Origin of the sequence: Cellulomonas sp. T2.31MG-18, from assembly GCF_964266755.1 — a bacterium.
Lineage (GTDB): Bacteria > Actinomycetota > Actinomycetes > Actinomycetales > Cellulomonadaceae > Cellulomonas.
On the sequence record NZ_CAXWGW010000004.1, the window covers coordinates 128,630 to 148,378 of the forward strand.

The 19,749-nt window shown below is 72.9% G+C and carries 16 protein-coding genes; 8 read left to right on the top strand and 8 right to left on the bottom strand.

Features of this window, described 5'->3' with window-relative positions; genetic code table 11:
• The first annotated feature begins 9 nt into the window (after window positions 1–9).
• Window positions 10–186, top strand: a complete 177-nt coding sequence (locus ACFQTY_RS15310; protein WP_337975292.1) for an SPOR domain-containing protein — start codon at window positions 10–12, stop codon at window positions 184–186.
• A gap of 31 nt (window positions 187–217) precedes the next feature.
• Here ACFQTY_RS15310 and panB read toward each other — a convergent pair whose 3' ends face one another.
• Both panB and ACFQTY_RS15320 read right to left on the bottom strand, forming a co-directional pair.
• Complete coding sequence (panB, locus tag ACFQTY_RS15315; protein WP_378102116.1) at window positions 218–1,027, bottom strand: 3-methyl-2-oxobutanoate hydroxymethyltransferase; 810 nt, start codon at window positions 1,025–1,027, stop codon at window positions 218–220.
• On the bottom strand, window positions 1,024–2,718 hold the full coding sequence (locus tag ACFQTY_RS15320) for an NAD+ synthase (protein WP_378102119.1): 1,695 nt from the start codon (window positions 2,716–2,718) through the stop codon (window positions 1,024–1,026). The genes panB and ACFQTY_RS15320 overlap by 4 nt, the downstream gene beginning before the upstream one ends.
• Window positions 2,719–2,810: 92 nt before the next feature.
• Here ACFQTY_RS15320 and ACFQTY_RS15325 point away from each other — a divergent pair, with 92 nt between their 5' ends.
• The 3 genes from ACFQTY_RS15325 to ACFQTY_RS15335 all read left to right on the top strand — a co-directional run bounded on the left by ACFQTY_RS15325 (window position 2,811) and on the right by ACFQTY_RS15335 (window position 8,880).
• Window positions 2,811–4,148 (top strand): glutamine synthetase family protein, encoded by a 1,338-nt coding sequence (locus ACFQTY_RS15325; RefSeq protein WP_378102121.1) that lies wholly within the window; start codon window positions 2,811–2,813, stop codon window positions 4,146–4,148.
• Window positions 4,149–4,151: 3 nt separating this feature from the next.
• Window positions 4,152–7,199 (top strand): bifunctional [glutamine synthetase] adenylyltransferase/[glutamine synthetase]-adenylyl-L-tyrosine phosphorylase, encoded by a 3,048-nt coding sequence (locus tag ACFQTY_RS15330; RefSeq protein ID WP_378102123.1) that lies wholly within the window; start codon window positions 4,152–4,154, stop codon window positions 7,197–7,199.
• Between the two features lie 400 nt (window positions 7,200–7,599).
• Window positions 7,600–8,880: a DUF4214 domain-containing protein gene (locus ACFQTY_RS15335; protein ID WP_378102126.1), complete on the top strand. Its 1,281-nt coding sequence runs from the start codon at window positions 7,600–7,602 to the stop codon at window positions 8,878–8,880.
• Between the two features lie 225 nt (window positions 8,881–9,105).
• Here ACFQTY_RS15335 and glnA read toward each other — a convergent pair whose 3' ends face one another.
• Complete coding sequence (glnA, locus tag ACFQTY_RS15340; protein ID WP_291762421.1) at window positions 9,106–10,530, bottom strand: type I glutamate--ammonia ligase; 1,425 nt, start codon at window positions 10,528–10,530, stop codon at window positions 9,106–9,108.
• Between the two features lie 174 nt (window positions 10,531–10,704).
• Between glnA and ACFQTY_RS15345 the strand changes: the two genes are divergently transcribed.
• Entirely contained in the window at window positions 10,705–11,229 is a 525-nt protein-coding gene (locus ACFQTY_RS15345) for an RDD family protein (RefSeq protein ID WP_378102129.1), read from the top strand.
• 9 nt (window positions 11,230–11,238) lie between these two features.
• On the opposite strand, the gene ACFQTY_RS15350 is transcribed toward ACFQTY_RS15345, so the two are convergent.
• Both ACFQTY_RS15350 and lipA read right to left on the bottom strand, forming a co-directional pair.
• Window positions 11,239–11,979, bottom strand: a complete 741-nt coding sequence (locus tag ACFQTY_RS15350; RefSeq protein WP_378102132.1) for a DUF4191 domain-containing protein — start codon at window positions 11,977–11,979, stop codon at window positions 11,239–11,241.
• A 50-nt stretch (window positions 11,980–12,029) separates the two neighbouring features.
• Window positions 12,030–13,043 (bottom strand): lipoyl synthase, encoded by a 1,014-nt coding sequence (gene lipA, locus ACFQTY_RS15355; protein ID WP_378102135.1) that lies wholly within the window; start codon window positions 13,041–13,043, stop codon window positions 12,030–12,032.
• A 169-nt stretch (window positions 13,044–13,212) separates the two neighbouring features.
• Here lipA and ACFQTY_RS15360 point away from each other — a divergent pair, with 169 nt between their 5' ends.
• Window positions 13,213–13,731: a flavodoxin domain-containing protein gene (locus tag ACFQTY_RS15360; RefSeq protein ID WP_378102138.1), complete on the top strand. Its 519-nt coding sequence runs from the start codon at window positions 13,213–13,215 to the stop codon at window positions 13,729–13,731.
• A gap of 63 nt (window positions 13,732–13,794) precedes the next feature.
• Here ACFQTY_RS15360 and lipB read toward each other — a convergent pair whose 3' ends face one another.
• Complete coding sequence (gene lipB / locus ACFQTY_RS15365) at window positions 13,795–14,472, bottom strand: lipoyl(octanoyl) transferase LipB (RefSeq protein ID WP_378102140.1); 678 nt, start codon at window positions 14,470–14,472, stop codon at window positions 13,795–13,797.
• 60 nt (window positions 14,473–14,532) lie between these two features.
• Between lipB and ACFQTY_RS15370 the strand changes: the two genes are divergently transcribed.
• Window positions 14,533–15,561, top strand: a complete 1,029-nt coding sequence (locus ACFQTY_RS15370) for a Gfo/Idh/MocA family oxidoreductase (protein WP_378102143.1) — start codon at window positions 14,533–14,535, stop codon at window positions 15,559–15,561.
• A 58-nt stretch (window positions 15,562–15,619) separates the two neighbouring features.
• The gene (locus ACFQTY_RS15375) at window positions 15,620–16,960 is read left to right on the top strand and encodes a hypothetical protein (RefSeq protein WP_378102146.1); all 1,341 of its coding nucleotides are present in this window, start codon (window positions 15,620–15,622) and stop codon (window positions 16,958–16,960) included.
• Here the strand turns inward: ACFQTY_RS15375 and ACFQTY_RS15380 are convergent.
• Window positions 16,935–17,834: a TIGR01777 family oxidoreductase gene (locus tag ACFQTY_RS15380; protein WP_378102149.1), complete on the bottom strand. Its 900-nt coding sequence runs from the start codon at window positions 17,832–17,834 to the stop codon at window positions 16,935–16,937. The two genes, ACFQTY_RS15375 and ACFQTY_RS15380, sit on opposite strands and share 26 nt — an antisense overlap.
• Window positions 17,835–17,862: 28 nt before the next feature.
• Window positions 17,863–19,740 carry a 2-oxoglutarate dehydrogenase, E2 component, dihydrolipoamide succinyltransferase gene (gene sucB / locus ACFQTY_RS15385; RefSeq protein ID WP_378102151.1) on the bottom strand — a complete coding sequence of 626 codons (1,878 nt, stop codon included), beginning with the start codon at window positions 19,738–19,740 and terminating at the stop codon, window positions 17,863–17,865.
• Window positions 19,741–19,749 lie beyond the last annotated feature (9 nt).

The window sequence follows — 19,749 nt, forward strand, 5'->3', positions numbered from 1 at the left end:
GAGCCCGCCATGGCCACCGAGTTCTACTTCAACACCCAGACGCACGAGGTGGAGGAGGGACGGCACAGCGACTGGAGCGTGCTGATGGGTCCCTACCCGACGCGCGAGGCAGCGGCCCGGGCCCTGCAGACCGCCCACGAGCGCACCGAGGCGTGGGACCGGCAGGACGAGGCCGATCGCAGCTGACGGGTACGACCGCGGCTGACGCGTCCGGCGCTCAGGCGCCGAACTCGTGGTCCGCGTCCGGGAAGGCGCCGCCCCGGACGTCCTCGGCGAACGCGCGTGCAGCAGCACCCAGGGCGGCGCCGAGCTCGCCGTAGCGCTTGGCGAACCGGGGCGTCCACTCGGTCATGCCGGCCATGTCGACCCACACCAGCACCTGGCCGTCGCAGCCAGCCCCGGCGCCGATGCCGATGGTGGGCACGCGCAGCATCGAGGTGACCGACGCGGCCACCGGGGCGGGCACCATCTCGAGCACCACGGCGACGGCCCCCGCGTCGACCACCGCGACGGCGTCGTCTCGCAGCCGGTCGGCCCCGTCGTCACCGCGGCCCTGCACCCGCGGACCGCCGAGCAGGTTCTCGGACTGCGGCGTGTAGCCCAGGTGCGCCACCACCGGGATGCCGGCGTCCGTCAGCGCCCGGATCTGCGGTGCGACGCGGCGACCGCCCTCGAGCTTGACCGCGGCGGCACCGGTCTCCTTGAGGACGCGGACGCCGGTGGCGAGGGCCTGCGCAGGGCCCGCCTCGTAGGTGCCGAACGGCAGGTCCACGACGACGAAGGCGCGGCGGACCGCGCCGGCGACCGCTCGGCCGGCGACCACCATCTCGTCGAGCGTGACCGGCAGCGTGCTGGCGTACCCGTGCATGGTGTTGCCGATCGAGTCGCCGACCAGCAGCAGGTCGACGCCCGCCTCGTCGAAGATGCGCGCCGTGACGGCGTCGTAGGCGGTGAGCATCACCAGGCGCTCGCCGCGGTCCTTGGCAGCCTGCAGGTGCTGGACCCGCACGCGCTGCGGGGCGTTCACAGCTCGCGCCAACGGGTGGTGACGGGCAGGCGCCGGTCGCGCCCGAACGCCAGCGCGGTCACCTTGGGACCGAGCGGGTACTGCCGGCGCTTCCACTCGGCTCTGTCGGTCAGCTGCAGCACCTTGTCCACCACCTCCGGCGCGAAACCACGAGCGAGGAGCTCGGCCCGTCCCTCGGCGTTCTCGACGTAGGCGTCGAGCACCGTGTCCAGCAGGTCGTACGGGGGCAGCGAGTCCTGGTCGACCTGTCCCGGGCGCAGCTCCGCCGACGGCGGCTTGGTGATCGACGACTCGGGGATCGGCGGCACCTCGTCGGGCCGGAACACGCCGTCGAGCGCGGCGTGGTTGCGCCAACGGGCGAGGGCCCAGACGCGCGACTTGTCCACGTCCTTCAGGGGGGCGAAGCCGCCGACCGCGTCGCCGTAGATCGTCGAGTAGCCGACGGCCAGCTCGGTCTTGTTGCCCGTGGCGAGCACCAGGTGGCCCTCGGCGTTGGAGAGGGCCATCAGCGTGACGCCGCGGACCCGGGCCTGCAGGTTCTCCTCGGCGAGCCCCTCGAGGTGCAGCTGCCCCTGGAAGGCGTCCACCATCGGCGCGATCGGCTGCACGCGGTAGTCGGCGCCGATCCGTTGCGCGAGGTCCGCGGCATCGTCCTTGGAGTGCCCGCTGGAGTACACCGAGGGCATCGAGACGCCGACGACGTGCTCCCCGCCGATCGCGTCGGCGGCGATGGCGGCGCACAGCGCCGAGTCGATGCCACCGGACATCCCGAGCACCACGGAGCGGAAGCCGTTCTTGCGGACGTAGTCCGCCAGGCCCAGGACGAGCGCCCGGTACACCTCCTCGTCGGCGGTGAGCCGTGCCGCGCGCGGGCCCGGCACCTCGGGCTCGTCGTCCTCCGCCAGGTCCCAGAGGAGCAGGTGCTCCACGAACTGCGGCGCGTAGGCCAGCACCTGCCCGTCGCGCCCGACCACGAACGAGCCGCCGTCGAACACCAGGTCGTCCTGGCCGGCGACGAGGTTGACGTAGGCGACCGGCGCGCCGACCTCGTGCGCCCGACGGGCCGCCAGCGCCGTGCGGACGTGCCCCTTGCCCTCCTCGTACGGGGACGCGTTCAGCACGAGGAGCAGCGAGAGGTCCTCGTCCGCGAGGGCCGTCACGGGTCCGCCGTCCTGCCAGATGTCCTCGCAGATCACCACGGCGACACGTCGGTCCAGGACGTCCAGCACGCACACCTCGTGCCCCGGGGTGAAGATCCGGCTCTCGTCGAACACGCCGTACTCGGGCAGGTGGTGCTTGTCGTACCGGGCCAGCACCTCCCCGTCCCGCAGCACCACCGCCCGGTTGGTGGCCCGGACCGCGGCCCGAGCGGCGGCATCCGCCTGGGCGTCGTTGCGTGGGCCGAGCCGCCGTTCGCCGATGGTGCCGACCACCACGGTCAGCTCGCCCAGCCCCTCCTCGACGAGCCGGGAGGCGAGACGTTCGAGCCCCGCCTGGGCCCCGCGTCGGAAGGACGCCCGCAGCGCGAGGTCCTCGATCGGGTAGCCGGTGAGGGTCATCTCGGGGAAGACGACCACGTGGGCGCCGGCCTCGGCAGCGCGGCGGGACCAGGCGAGCACCGCCTCGACGTTCCCGTCGACGTCCCCGACGCACGTGTCGATCTGGGCCAGGGCGATGCGAGGTCGGGCCATGGCTGGGAGCCTATCGAGGGGTCCGGACGGTGACCGCCGCGCCGATGTGCCGGGGGCGGCTGCACGCCTGGTCATAGGGAAGGATGTGCCCCATGGACAGGCAGCAGGAATTCGTGCTCCGGACGGTCGAGGAGCGGGACATCCGGTTCGTCCGGCTGTGGTTCACGGACGTGCTCGGCATCCTCAAGTCGGTCGCCGTCGCGCCGGCCGAGCTGGAGCAGGCGTTCTCCGAGGGCATCGGGTTCGACGGCTCGGCGATCGAGGGCCTGACCCGGGTGTACGAGGCGGACATGATCGCCCGCCCGGACCCGTCCACGTTCCAGGTGCTGCCGTGGCGCGGTGAGCGGCACGGCACCGCCCGCATGTTCTGCGACCTGCTCACCCCGGACGGCGCACCGTCGCTCGCGGACAGCCGCCAGGTGCTCAAGCGCGCGCTGGACCGCGCCAGCGACAAGGGGTTCACCTTCTACACGCACCCCGAGGTCGAGTTCTACCTGTTCGAGGCGCCGGCCGACCCGGCGCAGACGCTCGTGCCGGTCGACCAGGGCGGCTACTTCGACCACGTCCCACGGGGCACCGCCCACGACTTCCGCCGGGCCGCGATCACGATGCTGGAGTCCATGGGCATCTCGGTGGAGTTCTCCCACCACGAGGCCGGCCCGGGCCAGAACGAGATCGACCTGCGCTACGCGGACGCGCTGACCACCGCGGACAACATCATGACCTTCCGCACGGTGGTCAAGGAGGTGGCCCTCGAGCAGGGGGTGTTCGCGTCCTTCATGCCGAAGCCGCTGTTCGCGGCGCCTGGGTCGGGGATGCACACGCACCTGTCCCTGTTCCAGGGCGACAAGAACGCGTTCCACGAGGCCGGCGCCGACCTCGAGCTCTCCAAGATCGGCCGGTCCTTCATCGCCGGACTGCTGCGGCACGCCGCCGAGATCACCGCGGTGACCAACCAGTTCGTCAACTCCTACAAGCGGCTGTGGGGCGGCGCCGAGGCGCCGAGCTACATCTGCTGGGGCCACAACAACCGGTCCGCGCTCGTGCGGGTGCCGCTGTACAAGCCGGGCAAAGGCAACTCGAGCCGGGTGGAGTACCGGGCGGTCGACTCGGCGGCGAACCCCTACCTGGCGTTCGCGGTGCTGCTCGCCGCCGGGCTCAAGGGCATCGAGGAGGGCTACGAGCTGCCGGAGGGTGCCGAGGACGACGTCTGGGAGCTGACCGACGCGGAGCGGCGTGCGCTCGGCATCGAACCGCTGCCGACGTCGCTCGAGGCCGCCATCGAGGTGATGGAGCGGTCCGAGCTGGTCGCCGAGGCGCTGGGGGAGCACGTCTTCGACTACTTCCTGCGCAACAAGCGCGAGGAGTGGCGCGAGTACCGCGCGCAGGTCACGCCGTTCGAGCTGCAGCGGTTCCTGCCCCTGGTCTGACCGATGACCGTCGGCAGCACGCACGGCCGGGGCGCGTCCCTCGCCGCCCGGCTGTCCCGGGCAGGCGTTGCCGACGTGCCACGAGGCGAGCGGCTGCTGACGGACCGGGCGCTGCTCGCCGTGTGGCCGCAGGCGCCCGACGACCTGCCGGAGCTGCTGGGTGCGGTCGCGGACCCGGACCAGGCGCTCCTCACCCTCGCGAAGGTGGCAGGTGCGGTCGGTCCGCACCCGGACCTGACGGAGGCCCTGGTCGCCGCCGTGACGGGGGCCGGCCCTGCGCGTGAGCGTCTGCTCTCCCTGGCCGGCGCGTCGGCGGCGCTGGGCGACGTCGTGGTCGCGCGGCCGGAGAGCCTGCGCGTCGTGCTCGACGACGCGCCGGGCGTCGACGTCGATGCCAGCTCCGTCCGCGCCGACCTGCTGCGCGCGGTGGAGGCGGACCCGTCCGCCGCGGTCCCGGTCGCCGGTCTGGCCGGTGCGCCGGGGGTCGACGCGATGCGTCGGGCCTACCGCCGGCACCTGCTCGGCATCGCCGCGGCGGACGTCACCAGCGCTGACCCGCAGAGCCGGTTGCCTGCGGTGGCGGCCGCGCTCGCCGACCTCGCCGGCGCCGCCCTCGAGGCCGGTCTCGCGCTGGCACGGGCGGAGTACCCGGACGGAGCGCCCGGCGTGCGGCTGGCCGTCATCGGCATGGGCAAGGGCGGCGGCCGGGAGCTCAACTACATCTCCGACGTCGACGTGGTGTACGTCGTCGAGCCGGCGGAGGGTACCGCCGAGGACGAGGCGATCGCGGTCGGTGCCCGGCTTGCCGCGGGGCTCGCACGGGCGTGCTCGACGCCCTCCGGAGAACCCGCGCTGTGGGCGGTCGACGCCGCGCTCCGCCCGGAGGGCAAGGACGGGCCGCTGGTCAGGACCCTGGCCAGCCACCGCGCCTACTACGAGCGGTGGGCCCGCACCTGGGAGTTCCAGGCGCTGCTGAAGGCACGGCCGGTCGCGGGGGACGTCGAGCTGGGGCGCGCGTACGTCGAGATGACGCAGCCGATGGTCTGGGCCGCCGTGCGGCGCGAGAACTTCGTCGAGGACGCGCAGGCGATGCGGCGCCGGGTGGAGCGCCACGTGCCCGCCGCGGAGGCGGACCGCCAGATCAAGCTGGGTGTCGGGGGTCTGCGCGACGTCGAGTTCACCGTCCAGCTGCTGCAGCTGGTGCACGGTCGGGCCGACGAGTCGATCCGCAGCGGCAGCACGCTGACCGCGCTCGCCGCGCTGGCCGCGGGCGGCTACGTCGGCCGCGAGCACGCCGCGCAGCTCGCTGCCTGCTACCGGTTCCTGCGGGTCCTCGAGCACCGCGTGCAGATGTGGCGGATGCAGCGGACCCACCTGCTCCCGCAGGCCGAGCCGGACCTGCGCCGGTTGGCTCGCTCGGTCGGGATGCGTACCGAGGGCGCCGAGGGTCTCCTCGAGCGGTGGCGGTCCGTGCGTCGCGACGTGCGGCGCCTTCACGAGGAGCTGTTCTACCGGCCGTTGCTCCCCGCCACCGCGCGGCTGTCCGAGGCGGACGTCACCTTGGCGCCGGAAGCGGCGCGGCACCGGCTGGAGGCGATCGGCTACCGGGACCCCGGCGGTGCCCTGCGGCACATCGCCGCCCTCAGCGAGGGGCTGTCCCGACGGGCCGCCATCCAGCGCCAGCTGCTGCCCGTGATGCTCGGGTGGTTCGCCGCGGGGCCGGACCCGGACGGGGGCCTGCTCGCGTTCCGCCGGCTGTCGGACGAGCTCGGCAGCACCCACTGGTTCCTCAAGCTGCTGCGCGACTCCGGCACGGCGGCCGAGCGGCTGGCCCGCGTGCTGTCGACGTCCCGCTACGTCGCCGACGCGTTGACGCGATCGCCCGAGTCGGTCGTCTGGCTGGACGACGACGCCGAGCTGGAGCCGCGCGACGCCCAGCGTCTCGCGGGGGAGGCCGACGCGATCCTGACCAGGTCGTACGAGCGCGTCGCGGCAGCCACGGCGCTCCGCGCGCTGCGCCGACGGGAGCTGGCCCGCACGGCGACGGCCGACGTGCTCGGCGTGACCACGGGGACCAGGGCGTCGCACAGCCTCACGGTGGCGGCCGACGCGGTGCTGGCGGGTGCCCTGCGGGTCAGCCGGTGGGAGGCACGTGCCGAGCGTGGCCTGGACGCGGACCCGACGCGGATGCTCGTGGTCGCCATGGGTCGCCTCGGCGGGCGCGAGATGGGCTACTCGTCGGACGCCGACGTCCTCTTCGTCCACGACCCGCTCCCGGGGGTCGACCCCACCCTTGCTCAGGACTTCGCCACCGGCGTGGCCAGCCAGCTGCGCGCCCTGCTCGGTGACGTCGGCCCGGAGCCGTCGCTCGCCGTGGACGCGGACCTGCGGCCCGAAGGTCGCAACGGGCCGCTGGTCCGCACGCTCGACTCCTATGCGGAGTACTACGGCCGCTGGTCCGCGACGTGGGAGGCGCAGGCACTGCTCCGAGCGCGACCGGTCGCGGGCGACGTCGAGCTCGCCGGGCGGTTCTGCGCCCTGATCGACCGCGTGCGGTACCCCGCCGGGGGTCTGGACCCGGCGGCGGTGCGCGAGGTCCGGCGCATCAAGGCGCGGGTGGAGGCGGAGCGGCTGCCGCGCGGCGTCAGCCCGGCACGGCATCTCAAGCTCGGGCGGGGCGGGATCAGCGACGTCGAGTGGAGCGCGCAGCTGCTCCAGCTGCAGCACGCGCACCAGGTCGAGGGCTTGCGGACCACGTCGACGCTCGAGGCGCTCACGGCCGCGACCGCTGCCGGTCTGCTGGCCGAGGAGGACCGTGCGGTGCTCGCGGCAGCGTGGGAGCTCGCCTCCCGGCTGCGCGACGCGAACGTGCTGTGGTCCGGACGCACCGACGGCCCGCACACGGACGTGCTGCCGCACGACCACACCGCGCTGTCCGGCGTCGCCCGCGTGATGGGGTACCCCGCCGGCTCCGGGGCGACGCTCGAGGAGGAGTACCTGCGCACCGCCCGGCGGGCCCGCGCGGTCGTCGAGCGGGTCTTCTACGGCTGACCGCCAGAGGTCCCGTTGATGCGCCGAGGTTTGGTGGTGTCGTCGCCGATCCTACGACTCGTTGGCGTGGTGACGTCAGACGCCGTATTGGTCACCGAAGTGCGATCCGAATGGGACGTCGACGGGGCAGGGTCGCCCTACAGTGAGGCGCGACAGCGGGACACGCGGGCTGGTTTGTGTCCGGTTCACCTGCGCCACAGAAGAGGGGGCCATCGTGCCTGCGTCGCGGTGCGACAACGGATTGAGGCGCGCACTTCTCGCCGCCATGTCATTCGCACTTGTCGTGGCCGCTGCCGTGGCTGGCGCGAGACCCGCGGAGGCGGGGTCCGGCATCGACGGTGTCTCAGTGCCGGTCGCAACGCCCGAGGCGGCGGACCTCTGGTACTCATGGGGTGGGGCAATGTCCTATATCCCCACCGTTCCCGTCGGCGCATCCTCCGTCAGGATCTCCTTTCCGCAGGACGTGCGCGCGACGGATGTCGATCCTGCTGCACTGGCACTGCTCGCGGGCGGGGCGGGGTCGTTCATGATGTGCCGGAACACGAAGGCCGGGCTGCACATGGAGGGATGGGACCTGGTGGTGGACCTGCCGACCATCTCGACGGCCCTGGCAGGGTGCGTCAGCGACGGGTGGTATGGCTTCGAGCTTGACGGCAAGGGCGCCGTCGACACGATTCATCTCTTTGCGGCGTTCCAGACGGAGCCGGTCAATTCCGCGAACCAGGTGAGCGTTGCTCTTGGGACCGTGAGCCCTTACCAGCGCACACGCTCGTACACCACATCGCCTGTGCATGCGGCTCCCGGCGTGACGATCGACATTCTCGCGGAGCCTCTGTTCTTCGACGCCTACCCGAATCGACCGCATGTTGACATCGTGGAAGGTAGCCAGCTCGTGGACGTGGCGGGGGCGGCGGTGCTGTCGGCCGATAGCAGCAGAATCGCACTCACGCTTCCCACTGACATGTCGCCGACCGCGACCGCCGTCCGGGTGCGGAACTACTCCTGGACCGGCCAAGCCGAGGACGTCGTGGTGCCGTTCGGCTCTCCGGTCCCTGATCTTGTCGATGGCTACGTCACCAGCGTCTACGAGGACTTGTTCGGCCGAGAACCAGAAGCAGCGGGACTTGCCGGCTGGGCCGCCACGCTTCGCGCCGGAACCCCCTACTCCGCCGTGGCCGATGCCATCACCTCGTCCGCGGAGTTCCGCAGCACCCTGATCGGGACGGTCTACCGAGACGTCCTGCACCGCTCACCGGAGCCCGGCGGTCTCGCCTCCTGGTTGGGGGCGATGAACGTCGGGATGCGTATCCAGGACATGGAGGCCGGGATCCTTGCGTCCCCCGAGTGCTACGCCACGTCGGGCGGCTCGGCCGAGTCCTGGATCAGATGGCTGTACTGGATCGTGCTAGGCCGCACCCCGACCGACTCGGAGATCGGCGGTTGGAGCGCCGCGCTCGGACGGGGTGTCTCTCGCTTCGACGTCGCCAAGGGATTCGTCTACTCGACCGAAGGTCTTTCGCGGGTGGTCGACGGGTACTACGTGGACTATCTCCACCGGCACGCCGACCCCGGTGGCGTGGCTGGTTGGGTGCGCGCGATCCAGAGCGGCATGCGCAGCGAGCAAATCGTCGTGGGAATCGTCGGAAGCGCCGAGTACCGGCAGAACGTGCCGCGCGCCTGAGGCCCACGCGCGGCGACGATGCGACGTTGCGATGGTGTTGCCGAGCAGGGAGAGGTACGTCCGCACGACCCGCCGTTCTGACGGCAGTGCCAGCGGGCTGGGCAACGGTCGGTCCCGGGCGTGCCGCACGAGTCGGGACGCACGCCGGCCCGGGCACCACGAGGGTGACCGGGCCGGCGGTACCGCTGGTCAGGGGCTCACGGGAGCAGCCGTGGCCCCTGACGATCAGACGTCGTAGTAGAGCTCGAACTCGTGCGGGTGCGGCCGCAGCCGGATCGGGTCGACCTCGGCGGACCGCTTGTAGTCGATCCAGGTCTCGATCAGGTCCGGCGTGAACACGTTGCCGGCGGTCAGCCAGTCGTGGTCCGCCTCGAGGTTGTCGAGCACCTCGGGGAGCGAGCCCGGCACCTGCTGGATGAGGGCGTGCTCCTCCGGGGGCAGCTCGTACAGGTCCTTGTCGACCGGCTCCGGCGGCTCGATCCGGTTCTGGATGCCGTCGAGACCGGCCATCAGCATCGCCGAGAAGGCGAGGTACGGGTTGCTCGACGGGTCTGGGACGCGGAACTCGATGCGCTTGGCCTTGGGGCTCGAGCCGGTGACCGGGATACGGATGCACGCGGAGCGGTTGCGCGCCGAGTAGACCAGGTTGACGGGAGCCTCGAAGCCCGGCACCAGGCGGTGGTAGCTGTTCACCGTCGGGTTGGTGAAGGCCAGCAGCGACGGCGCGTGCTTCAGCAGGCCGCCGATGTACCAGCGGGCGAGGTCGGACAGGCCGCCGTAGCCCTTCTCGTCGAAGAACAGCGGCTCGCCGTCCTTCCACAGCGACTGGTGCACGTGCATGCCCGAGCCGTTGTCGCCGAACAGCGGCTTCGGCATGAAGGTCGCCGTGCGGCCGTTCTGGTGGGCGACGTTCTTCACCACGTACTTGAACAGCTGCACCTTGTCGGCTGACTTGGCGAGGGTGTCGAAGCGGTAGTTGATCTCCGCCTGACCCGCGGTGCCGACCTCGTGGTGCGCGCGCTCGACCTGCAGGCCGAGCTCGTCGAGCAGCAGCGAGATCTCGTCGCGGATGTCGCCGAACTGGTCCACGGGCGCGACGGGGAAGTAGCCACCCTTGTAGGGCGTCTTGTGCCCGAGGTTGCCACCCTCCTCCTCGCGGCCGCTGTTCCACGCGGCCTCGATGGAGTCGATGAAGTAGAACCCGGCGTCCTGGCGCGTCTGGAAGCGCACGGAGTCGAAGATGTAGAACTCCGCCTCCGGCGCGAAGAAGGCGGTGTCCGCGATGCCGGTCGAGCGCAGGTACGCCTCCGCCTTGGCGGCGATCTGGCGCGGGTCGCGGCTGTAGGGCTCGTCGGTGTAGGGGTCGACAATCGACATGTTGATGTTCAGCGTCTTCTCCACGCGGAACGGGTCGACGTAGGCCGTCGTCACGTCCGGGATCAGCTTCATGTCCGACTCGTGGATCGCCTGGAAGCCGCGGATCGACGAACCGTCGAACATCTGACCGTTGACGAAGAAGTCGTCGTCGACGGACGCCGCGGGGACGTTGAAGTGCTGCATGACGCCGGGCAGGTCACAGAACCGGACGTCGACGAACTTGACGTCCTCGCTCTTGATGAACGCCAGGACTTCCTCTGGCTTGCTGAACATCCGCTGCTCCTCGGTTGAGTCCAGCCCGTGTGCTCGGGCCTGCGCAGAGGCTAGGCGCACGTGATGACGCGCCGGTGCCACGTCTGTTTCGGCGGTGTTACGTGACGGCGCCCGGTGTGACCGCCGTGCGACGACCCGGACGGTCGTCCGGGACCTTTCTCCTAGGCTGGCGGCGTGGCGCGACGTGAGGACATGGGCCCGTGGCTCGAGGGCGACGCGGTTGCGGGGGCCGGTGCCGGCACCAGGCTCGGGCTGCCCGTGTCCGGTCCGGGATCGCCGGCACGGACCGGGCGCCGGGCGCTCGCGCTGGCTGTGGACTGGCTCGCCTGCCTGCTGATCTCGGGGGCGTTGTTCCCCGGCCCGCAGGCCGCGGCCTTCTCCCTGGTGCGCGGCGACCCCGTGGCCACGCTCGGCATCTTCGCGCTGGAGAACCTGCTCCTGGTCGGCACGGTCGGCCACACCCTGGGGCACCGGCTGTGCAACCTGCGCGTCAGGACGGCGCCGGTCGTCAGGCCGGGACCGGACGCCGACGGCCCGACCCGGTCAGGCAGCGGCCTCGACGTCGGTCGCGCACCAGGGCTCCTGCGGGCCGCCGTGCGGACCGTCCTGCTGCTCCTCGTGATCCCCGCCGTCGTGCAGGACGGCGACGGCCGGGGCCTGCACGACCGCGCGGCCGGAACGGTGATCGTCCGGCGCTGAGCCGGTCGGTCAGCGCCCGCGCAGACCGCGCCGGTCGGGGCGCATCCGGGTCGGGTCGATGCCCTTCGGCATCGGCAGGCGCATCCCGCCCAGTGCGGTGAGCCGCTTGCTGACCTCGGCGACCTCCGCCTTGGTGAGCTGGGGACGCAGCTTCTGCACCGCGCGGGGGAGCTTGCGCAGCGGCACCTGGCCGGGCTCGTCGCCCATCTGCATGAGGGTGATCGGGGCACCCGAGATAACCCGCGCGGTCCGCTTGCGCTCCTGCTCGAGCAGCTTGCCGGCCCGGCTCGCCGGCCCCTCGCTGACCAGCACGACACCGGCTCGGCCGAGCCCGCGGAACACGAGGTCCTGCGTGCGGGGGTCCACCGCCACGGGCTCCTCGGTGAAGGTCCAGCCCTTGCGGATCGTGCCGAGCGCGGCGCGCGACGCACCGGGCTGGCCTTCGATCTGGGTGTAGGCAGCCGTCTCCGCGCGCCTCGCCAGCACGAACATGGCGCCCAGCGCCGCGAACGGGATGCTGAGCACGAGCATGTAGACCAGCGAGTGCACGAGCAGGCCCACCACGAGGCCGATCGCGACGATCCCGAAGAACACCGCGAGGATCAACCAGGTGATCGCCGGGTCGTGCTTGCGCGTCATCTGGTAGGCGGTCCAGACCTGGGTGTACCAGCGGACCTTCTTGGGGGCGGTGTCGGTGGTGCCGGCGGCGCCCTTGGCAGGGCGTGACGGCGGTGTGCTCGCGCGGGCCATGGGACGCGAGTCTACCGACGGCCGAAGGGCCTCCTGCGCAGCGGAGCGGGTCAGCGACCGGCGGTGCGGGCGAGCACCGAGGCCGCCTCCTGGCGCGCCGTCGTGGGCTCCGCCAGGTGCTCGAGACCGGCCGGGACGGTCGCGCCGCGCCGCGCCAGGGCCTGGGCCCACAGTCGCCCGGCCCGGTACGACGAGCGCACCAGAGGGCCGGCCATCACGCCGGCGAAGCCGATCCGGCGCGCCTCGTCGGACAGCTCGACGAACTCCTCGGGCCGCACCCACCGGTCCACCGGGTGGTGCCGCACCGACGGCCGCAGGTACTGGGTGATGGTGATCAGGTCGCACCCGGCCTCGTGCAGAGCGACCAGTGCCTCCCGCACCTCGTCCGTCGTCTCGCCCATGCCGAGGATCAGGTTGGACTTGGTGACCAGCCCGGCCTCGCGGGCCGCGGTGAGCACGGACAGCGACCGCTCGTAGCGGAAGCCGGGCCGGATGGTCTTGAAGATCCGCGGCACCGTCTCCAGGTTGTGCGCGAGCACCTGCGGGGCGGAGCCGAACACCTCGGCGAGCCGCTCCGGCCGCGCGTCGAAGTCCGGGATCAGCAGCTCGACGCCCGTGCCGGGGTTCACAGCACGGATGCGGCGCACCGTCTCGGCGTAGAGCCACGCACCGCCGTCCGGCAGGTCGTCACGGGCGACGCCCGTGACCGTGGCGTACTTCAGGCCCATCGCCTGCACGGACTCGGCCACCCGGCGCGGCTCGTCGGCGTCGAAGGGCTCCGGCCTGCCCGAGTCGATCTGGCAGAAGTCGCATCGCCGGGTGCACGTGCCGCCTCCGATGAGGAACGTCGCCTCGCGGTCCTCCCAGCACTCGAAGATGTTGGGGCAGCCGGCCTCCTCGCACACCGTGTGGAGTCCCTCACGGCGGACGAGGTGCTTCAGCTCGTCGTACTGCGGACCCATCGTGGCGCGGGTGCGGATCCACTCCGGTTTGCGCTCGATCGGCGTCTCCGCGTTCCGGGCCTCGACCCGCAGCATCCGGCGTCCCTCGGGTGCGATCGTCACGAAGGTCAGACTAACGCCGGCCTCGGCCGTGCCTTCCCGCGGTCCGCGGCCCGGACCCGTCGCAGGGACCTGGGTCCCGCGCACCCCGCCCCACCTCACGACACGCTGGGGAGGTTGGGCGCGGCGTCAGGGGAGGCCGAGCGGGGGGATCGCCCGGAAGGAGGCACGCATGCGCGTCTTGGTGTCGGTGTCGTCGCGCCACGGCGGTACGCGGGAGATGGGCCAGGTGGTCGCCGCGGTGCTGCGCGACGCGGGTCACGACGTCGCGGAGATCGGTCCGGACGAGGTCGAGGACGTGGCCGGCTACGACGCCGCGGTGCTCGGCTCCGCCGTCTACGTCGGCCGTCTCGCGCTCGGTGTGCGTGACCTCGTCGACCGGCGCGCCGGGCAGCTGCGGGAGCGACCCGTGTGGCTGTTCTGGTCCGGCCCTGTCGGAGAGCCGGCGACGGCCCCGGTGGTCCCGGACGACGTGACGGAGGTGGCCAAGGCCGTCGGCGCCCGTGGTGTGCGGATGTTCGCGGGCCGCCTCGAACGCGCCGAGCTGAACATCTCCGAGCGCGCGCTCGTGGCGCTGGTGCACGCCCAGCCGGGCGACTACCGCGACCTGGAGGAGGTCCGCGACTGGGCGCTCGGCATCGACGAGGAGCTTCGGGCGCTCGCGCGGGACGCCGACAGCGACGCCTTCTGAGGCGGCGCCGACCGGTGGTCCGGAGCGGACCGCCGGGCCGAGGCGGTCGCACCAGGCGACGATCTACCCCCGTGCGAGAGCAGGCGCCGCGAGGAGCGGCTCGAGCACGGTGACCAGGTGACGGCCTACCAGGAGGGTCACCTCGTCGATCGTCACGGTGCGACCGGCCTCGGCCGAAAGGCTGGTCACGTCGGCGTCCGCGATGCCGCACGGCACGATCCGGTCGAACTGGTGCAGGTCGCAGCAGCAGTTCAGCGCGAAGCCGTGCATCGTCACTCCGCGGGCCACCCGGACCCCGATCGCCGCGACCTTCCGCTCGCGCCGGGCCGACGGCGTACCGGCTGGATCGGCCGGGAACCACACGCCGCTGCGCCCCTCTACGCGGACCGCGGTGAGACCGAGGTCCGCACAGGTGCGGATGAGCGCCTCCTCCAGCGCACGGACGTACGCGACGACGTCGACCGGCTCCGCCAGCCGGACGATCGGGTAGCCGGTGAGCTGACCAGGTCCGTGCCAGGTGATGCGGCCGCCGCGGTCGACGTCGACCACCGGGGTGCCGTCGACAGGGCGGTCCGCCGTGGCGGTGCGCTTGCCGGCGGTGTACACCGGCTCGTGCTCGACCAGGAGGACCGTGTCCTCCTGGTCCCCGTCGGCCACGCGGGCGTGCACCTGGCGCTGCAGGTCCCACGTCGGGACGTAGGGAGAGAGGGTGCCACCGAGGTCCAGGGGTTCGAACCGCATGCGGGCAGGCTAACCCGCGCCACGCGCCGGACCGTGCGCGGGTCCCCGTAGGGTGGGCGGATGGAGTCCTTGCGGGTCGGTCTGGTCGGTTACGGCGGCTCGGGTCGGGGCATCCACGGGCGTCTGCTGCGGGAGCTCGGGCAGCGGGTGACGTGCGTGGTGACCCGCGGACGGGCGGAGCAGGTGCACGCGGACTGGCCCGGTGCCCGCGTGGTTCCGGACGTCGCCTCCCTGGTGCAGCACGCCGCCGAGCTCGACCTGGTCGTCGTCGCGAGCCCGACGGGCGACCACGTCAGCAACGTCGCGCCGCTGCTGCAGGCACGGCTGCCCGTCGTGGTGGACAAGCCGCTCGCACCGAGGGAGCACGAGGCGGCGGAGCTGGTGCGGCTGGCCAACGAGCTGGGTGGACGGCTGACCGTGTTCCAGAACCGACGGTGGGACGCCGAGCAGCTCACGCTGCGCGCAGTGCTGGCCGCCGGGGAGCTGGGCCGCGTGCACAGGTTCGAGCGCCGGTGGGAACGGTTCCGACCGCAGCCCCAGCACCGCTGGAAGGAGCAGGACGTCCAGGCGGGCGGTCTGCTGCTGGACCTCGGTGCGCATCTTGTCGACTCCGCGATCCAGCTGTTCGGCCCCGCGGTCTCCGTGACGGCGGAGCTCCGCACGCTGACCACGCCCGCGTTCGACGACGTCTTCCTGGCGCTGACGCACGCCCCGGACGCCGATGGGCACTCGGTCATCAGCCACCTGCAGGCCGGCAGCCTCGTCGGTGCACCTGGCCCGCGTACCCGGGTGCTCGGTGACGAGGCTGCGTACCTCGTGACGCACTACGAGGGCGAGCCGACCCCGTTCGAGCTCCTCGACCTGTCCGTGGGCCGCCCGGGCTTCGAGGGCTGGCTGGTGCGCGGCAACGAGCGGACGCCGGTCCCGCGGGCGCCCGGTGGTCATGGGGACCTGTACCGGGACGTGGTCCGTTGGGTGACCGACGGAGGCCCGCCGCCGGTCGACCCGTGGGACGCCGTCCGCACCGCACGGGTGCTGGACGCCGCGCTCGTGTCGGCGCGCGAGCACCGGGCCGTGCCGCTCGCCTGAGCTCGAACCCTGTGGACGAATGGCTCCGTCCCGGTCGGCGCTTCGCTTTCATGTCGGCGTGCCGGACATGCCCCCGATCGACGTCGACCGTGCCCTGACGACGCTCGGACTGCTCGCGACGGGCGGGACGGGCACGGCCGGCGGGTGGCTCGCGCGGCGACCCGAGGACGAGTCGCCGGCGTTCGAGCTGCTGGTCCTGATGGCGGCCGTCGACGAGCGGCTGGTCGACCGCGTCGAGCGGTTCGTGGGTCTCGAGCACCCGCACCTGGGTCAGGTGCGGGCCGTGACACCGATCGATCCCGGCCGTACGGGCGTGCTCGTCGACCACGTCGTCGGGGTCAGCCTCGGTGCGATCCGGCGTGCGCGCGCCCCGATGACGGACGGGGAGTGCGTGACGCTGCTCGTCCCCTTGTGCCAGGCGCTGTCGGCGCTCGACGCCGCCGGTCTGGCGCACGGTGCCGTGGAGGCGGACAACGTCGTGGTCCAGCCGGACGGTCGGCCCGTGCTCGTCGCACCACGACCGGGCCTGGTGGGCACCGCGCTGCCCGGAGACGACCTGCCACGGCTGCTCTCGACGGTGGTCGGCGTGATGCCCGAGGAGGACGGTGCCCTGCTCGCGGGGCCCGCGTCCGTCCCGCGGCTTCGACCGGTGCTCGACCAGCTGCTGGCCGGCGGGTGCTCGGCGAACGAGGTCGTGGCACGGTGCTTCGCCACCGCGGAGCCCGAGGCCGTGCGGCTGCCGGACGCCGCGGCGCTGGCGGGTGCCTCTCTCGCAGGGATGCGGCGTCCGTTCCCGGTGTCGGCAGGGACGGAGCGCCGACCGTTGCCGCGCGAGTCGGGCGCCACGCGGACCGCCCGACGTCGACGGACTGCCCCGCGGTCCGCGCGGCGCCGAGTCACCGTCGCAGTCGCCGCCGGCGTGCTGCTGGTCGTCGCCGTCGGGATCGGCCGGCACGTCCTCGCGCACCCCCCGACGGCAGATGCCTCGACGACTCGGGAGCCCTTGCTGGACCGTAGCGACCCTGCCGGGGCGGCAGCAGAGCTCACCCGGCGCAGGGCCGACGTGCTGCGATCGGGTTCGGCCGAGCGGGTGGCGGACGTCGCGGTGACGGGCGGGCCGGCGGCTCGTGCCGACTCCGAGGTGATCGCATCGCTCGGCGTGGGCGGTGCCGAGGGGCTCAGCGCGCGCGTCGACTCCGCCTCGGTGACCGGGACGCCGACGCAGGACGAGGCCGACGTGTCGGTCAGCTCGGCGACGTCCGGCTACGTGGTCCTCGGGGCGGACGGACGACGGAGCACCGCCGCTGCGGCGGCACCCCGAACCGTGCTGCTCCACCTGCGGTGGACGAACGCCGGGTGGCGGGTGTGGTCCGTCAGCCAGCCGGGAGCTGCGCCCTGAGCCACGAGGCGGCCGTGGCGATGTCGGGGTGCTCCGGCAGGAAGCCCGACGCCGCGAGAGTCGTCGGAACAGCTCGCACCGAACCGAGGACCTCGGGGGCGAAGTCGCCGAGGATCAGCCGCAGGGCCCACGCCGGTGCGGGCAGGACCGCGGGCCGGTGCCACTCCGCCGCGAGGGCGGCGACCACCTCGCGGTTGCGCGCCGGCTCCGCGACCAGGTTCGCCGGCCCCGCGACGTCGCTGCTCAGCAGGTGGGTGATCGCCCGGACCTCGTCGAGCAGGGTGATCCAGGCCCAGAACTGCCGTCCGGAGCCGAGCGGACCGCCCAGCCCCCACCGGATGAGGGGGAGCAGCCGCCCGAGCGCCCCGCCGTTCGGGCTGAGGACGATGCCGGTCCGCAGGTGGACGACCCGCACGCCCGCGTCCGTCGCCGGCTGCGTCGCCGCCTCCCAACGGCGCACCACCTCGGCGAAGAAGGTGCCGCCGAACGGCTCGGCCTCGCTGAGCACGTCGTCACCGCGGTCGCCGTAGGCGCCGATCCCGGAGGCCTGCAGCAGGATCCGCGGCGTGTCCGGGTTCGCGGCCAGCGTCGCGGAGATCAGGCCGGTGGTGCGCAGCCGCGAGCCGATCACCTGACGCTTACGAGCCGCGGTCAGCGGTCGGCTGCCGACGTTGACGCCGGCCAGGTTCACCACCGCGTCGACGCCGCGCAGCAGCGCCGGGTCGAGACGGCCGCCGTCCGGGTCCCACGGCAGCTCGTCGGGGCCGGCGGGGCGTCCGCGGACCAGGCGGAGCACCTCGTGGCCCGAGTCCACGAGGTGGGGGAGCAGGGCGGTGCCGATCAGCCCGTGCGAACCGGCGACGAGGACGCGCACGCCCTGCTCCTCCCTCGTCCGTCGGTTCCTACAGCCCCACCTCGGCCTCGAACGCGCCCTCCTCGATGCGGCGCTTGATCGCCATCAGGTAGCGGGACGCGTCCGCGCCGTCGACCAGCCGGTGGTCGTACGACAGGCACAGGTAGCACATCGAGCGGATGGCGATGACGTCCGCGCCGTCCTCGCCAGCGACGACGACGGGGCGCTTGACGATCGCGCCGGTGCCGAGGATCGCCGACGTGCCGCCGGGGACGATCGGCGTGTCGATGACGGCACCGCCGGAACCGGTGTTCGTCACCGTGAAGGTGGCCCCGCTCAGCTCGTCCGGGCCGACCTTGTTCGCCCGGGTGCGACCTGCGAGGTCGGCGATCTTGCGCGCCACGCCCGCGAGGTTCAGGTCACCGGCGTCACGGATCACCGGCACCACGAGCCCACGCTCGGTGTCCACGGCGATGCCGACGTTCTCGCTGCCGTGGTAGGTGATCTGGTTGCCCTCGAGGACCCCGTTGACCTTCGGGTAGGCCTTCAGCGCCTCGACGGCGGCCAGCACGAAGAACGGCAGGAACGTCAGGTTGACGCCTTCCCGTGCCTTGAACGAGTCCTTGGCTCGTGCGCGCAGCCGGGCCACCTTGGTGACGTCGACCTCCACGACCGTGGTCAGCTGCGCCTGCGTGTGCAGCGCCTCGACCATCCGCTCGGCGATGATCTGCCGCAGCCGGCTCGCCTTCTCCGTGGTGCCGCGCAGCGGCGAGACGGCCGGGACCGTCGCGGCCGCCGCGGGGGCGGGCGCTGCTGCTGCAGCGGCCGGCGCTGCAGCTGGTGCGGCGGCCTGCTCCGCGGCACGCCGCGCTGCCTCCGCACGCTCCGCCTCGGCACGGGCCGCGGCCTCCAGGACGTCCTCCTTGCGGATGCGGCCTCCGACCCCGGTGCCACGCAGTGCTGCCGTGTCGACGCCCTTCTCGGCGGCGAGCTTGCGCACCAGCGGTGTCAGGTAGGCGCCCGACGCCGTCTGCTCCACCGCGGGGGCGCTGACGGCGGGAGCCGGTGCAGCCGGGACCGGTGCCGGGGTCTGCACGGGTGCAGCACTCGGGACCGGTGCGGCACTCGGAGCGGGCGCGGCACTCGGAGCAGGTGCGGATGCCGGAGCCGAGGGCTCGGGTGTGCCGGCGACAGGTGCGGCTGCGGGCGCCTGCGCACCCTCGGGGCCCGCGGGAGCCGCTGCAGGCGCACCGGCGCCGCTGCCGATCACCGCGAGGACCGCGCCGACCTGCGCCGTCTCGTCCTCCTGGACCAGGATCTGCTGGACGGTGCCGGCGAACGGCGACGGGACCTCGGTGTCCACCTTGTCGGTGGAGATCTCCAGCAGCGGCTCGTCCACCTCGACGGAGTCGCCGACCTGCTTGAGCCACCGCGTGACGGTGCCCTCGGTGACGGACTCGCCGAGCGCCGGCAGCCGCACCTCCTGGCCCGGACCACCGGTCGACGGAGCCTCCTCGGCCGCCGGCGCCGCGGCCGGCTCGGGGGTGCCGGCAGGCGCCGACTCCTCGTGCTGCTCCGCCGGCTGCTGCGGCGGCTCCTGTGCCGTCGGCTGCTCCGCGGCGGGCTCCTCGGCCGGCGCCTGCGTGGCACCCTCACCGGCGTCGCCGCTCGGTGCGGGGGCCGACCCGGTGCCGTCGCCGATCACGGCGAGGACCGCGCCGACCTGGGCCGTCTCGTCCTCCGGGACCAGGATCTGCTCCACGACGCCGGCGAACGGCGACGGGATCTCGGTGTCCACCTTGTCGGTGGAGATCTCGAGCAGGGGCTCGTCGACCTCGACGCGGTCGCCGACGTTCTTCAGCCAGCGGGTGACGGTGCCCTCGGTGACCGACTCACCGAGTGCGGGAAGCTGCACGTTCTGGGACATGACGACTCC

Coding starts and splice junctions, on each gene's coding strand:
- ACFQTY_RS15310 (WP_337975292.1), top strand. CDS start 10: ATGGCCACCGAGTTCTACTTCAACACCCAGACGCACGAGGTGGAGGAG.
- ACFQTY_RS15320 (WP_378102119.1), bottom strand. CDS start 2,718: ATGGCCCGACCTCGCATCGCCCTGGCCCAGATCGACACGTGCGTCGGG.
- ACFQTY_RS15325 (WP_378102121.1), top strand. CDS start 2,811: ATGGACAGGCAGCAGGAATTCGTGCTCCGGACGGTCGAGGAGCGGGAC.
- ACFQTY_RS15330 (WP_378102123.1), top strand. CDS start 4,152: ATGACCGTCGGCAGCACGCACGGCCGGGGCGCGTCCCTCGCCGCCCGG.
- ACFQTY_RS15335 (WP_378102126.1), top strand. CDS start 7,600: ATGTCCTATATCCCCACCGTTCCCGTCGGCGCATCCTCCGTCAGGATC.
- glnA (WP_291762421.1), bottom strand. CDS start 10,530: ATGTTCAGCAAGCCAGAGGAAGTCCTGGCGTTCATCAAGAGCGAGGAC.
- ACFQTY_RS15350 (WP_378102132.1), bottom strand. CDS start 11,979: ATGGCCCGCGCGAGCACACCGCCGTCACGCCCTGCCAAGGGCGCCGCC.
- ACFQTY_RS15360 (WP_378102138.1), top strand. CDS start 13,213: ATGCGCGTCTTGGTGTCGGTGTCGTCGCGCCACGGCGGTACGCGGGAG.
- lipB (WP_378102140.1), bottom strand. CDS start 14,472: ATGCGGTTCGAACCCCTGGACCTCGGTGGCACCCTCTCTCCCTACGTC.
- ACFQTY_RS15370 (WP_378102143.1), top strand. CDS start 14,533: ATGGAGTCCTTGCGGGTCGGTCTGGTCGGTTACGGCGGCTCGGGTCGG.
- sucB (WP_378102151.1), bottom strand. CDS start 19,740: ATGTCCCAGAACGTGCAGCTTCCCGCACTCGGTGAGTCGGTCACCGAG.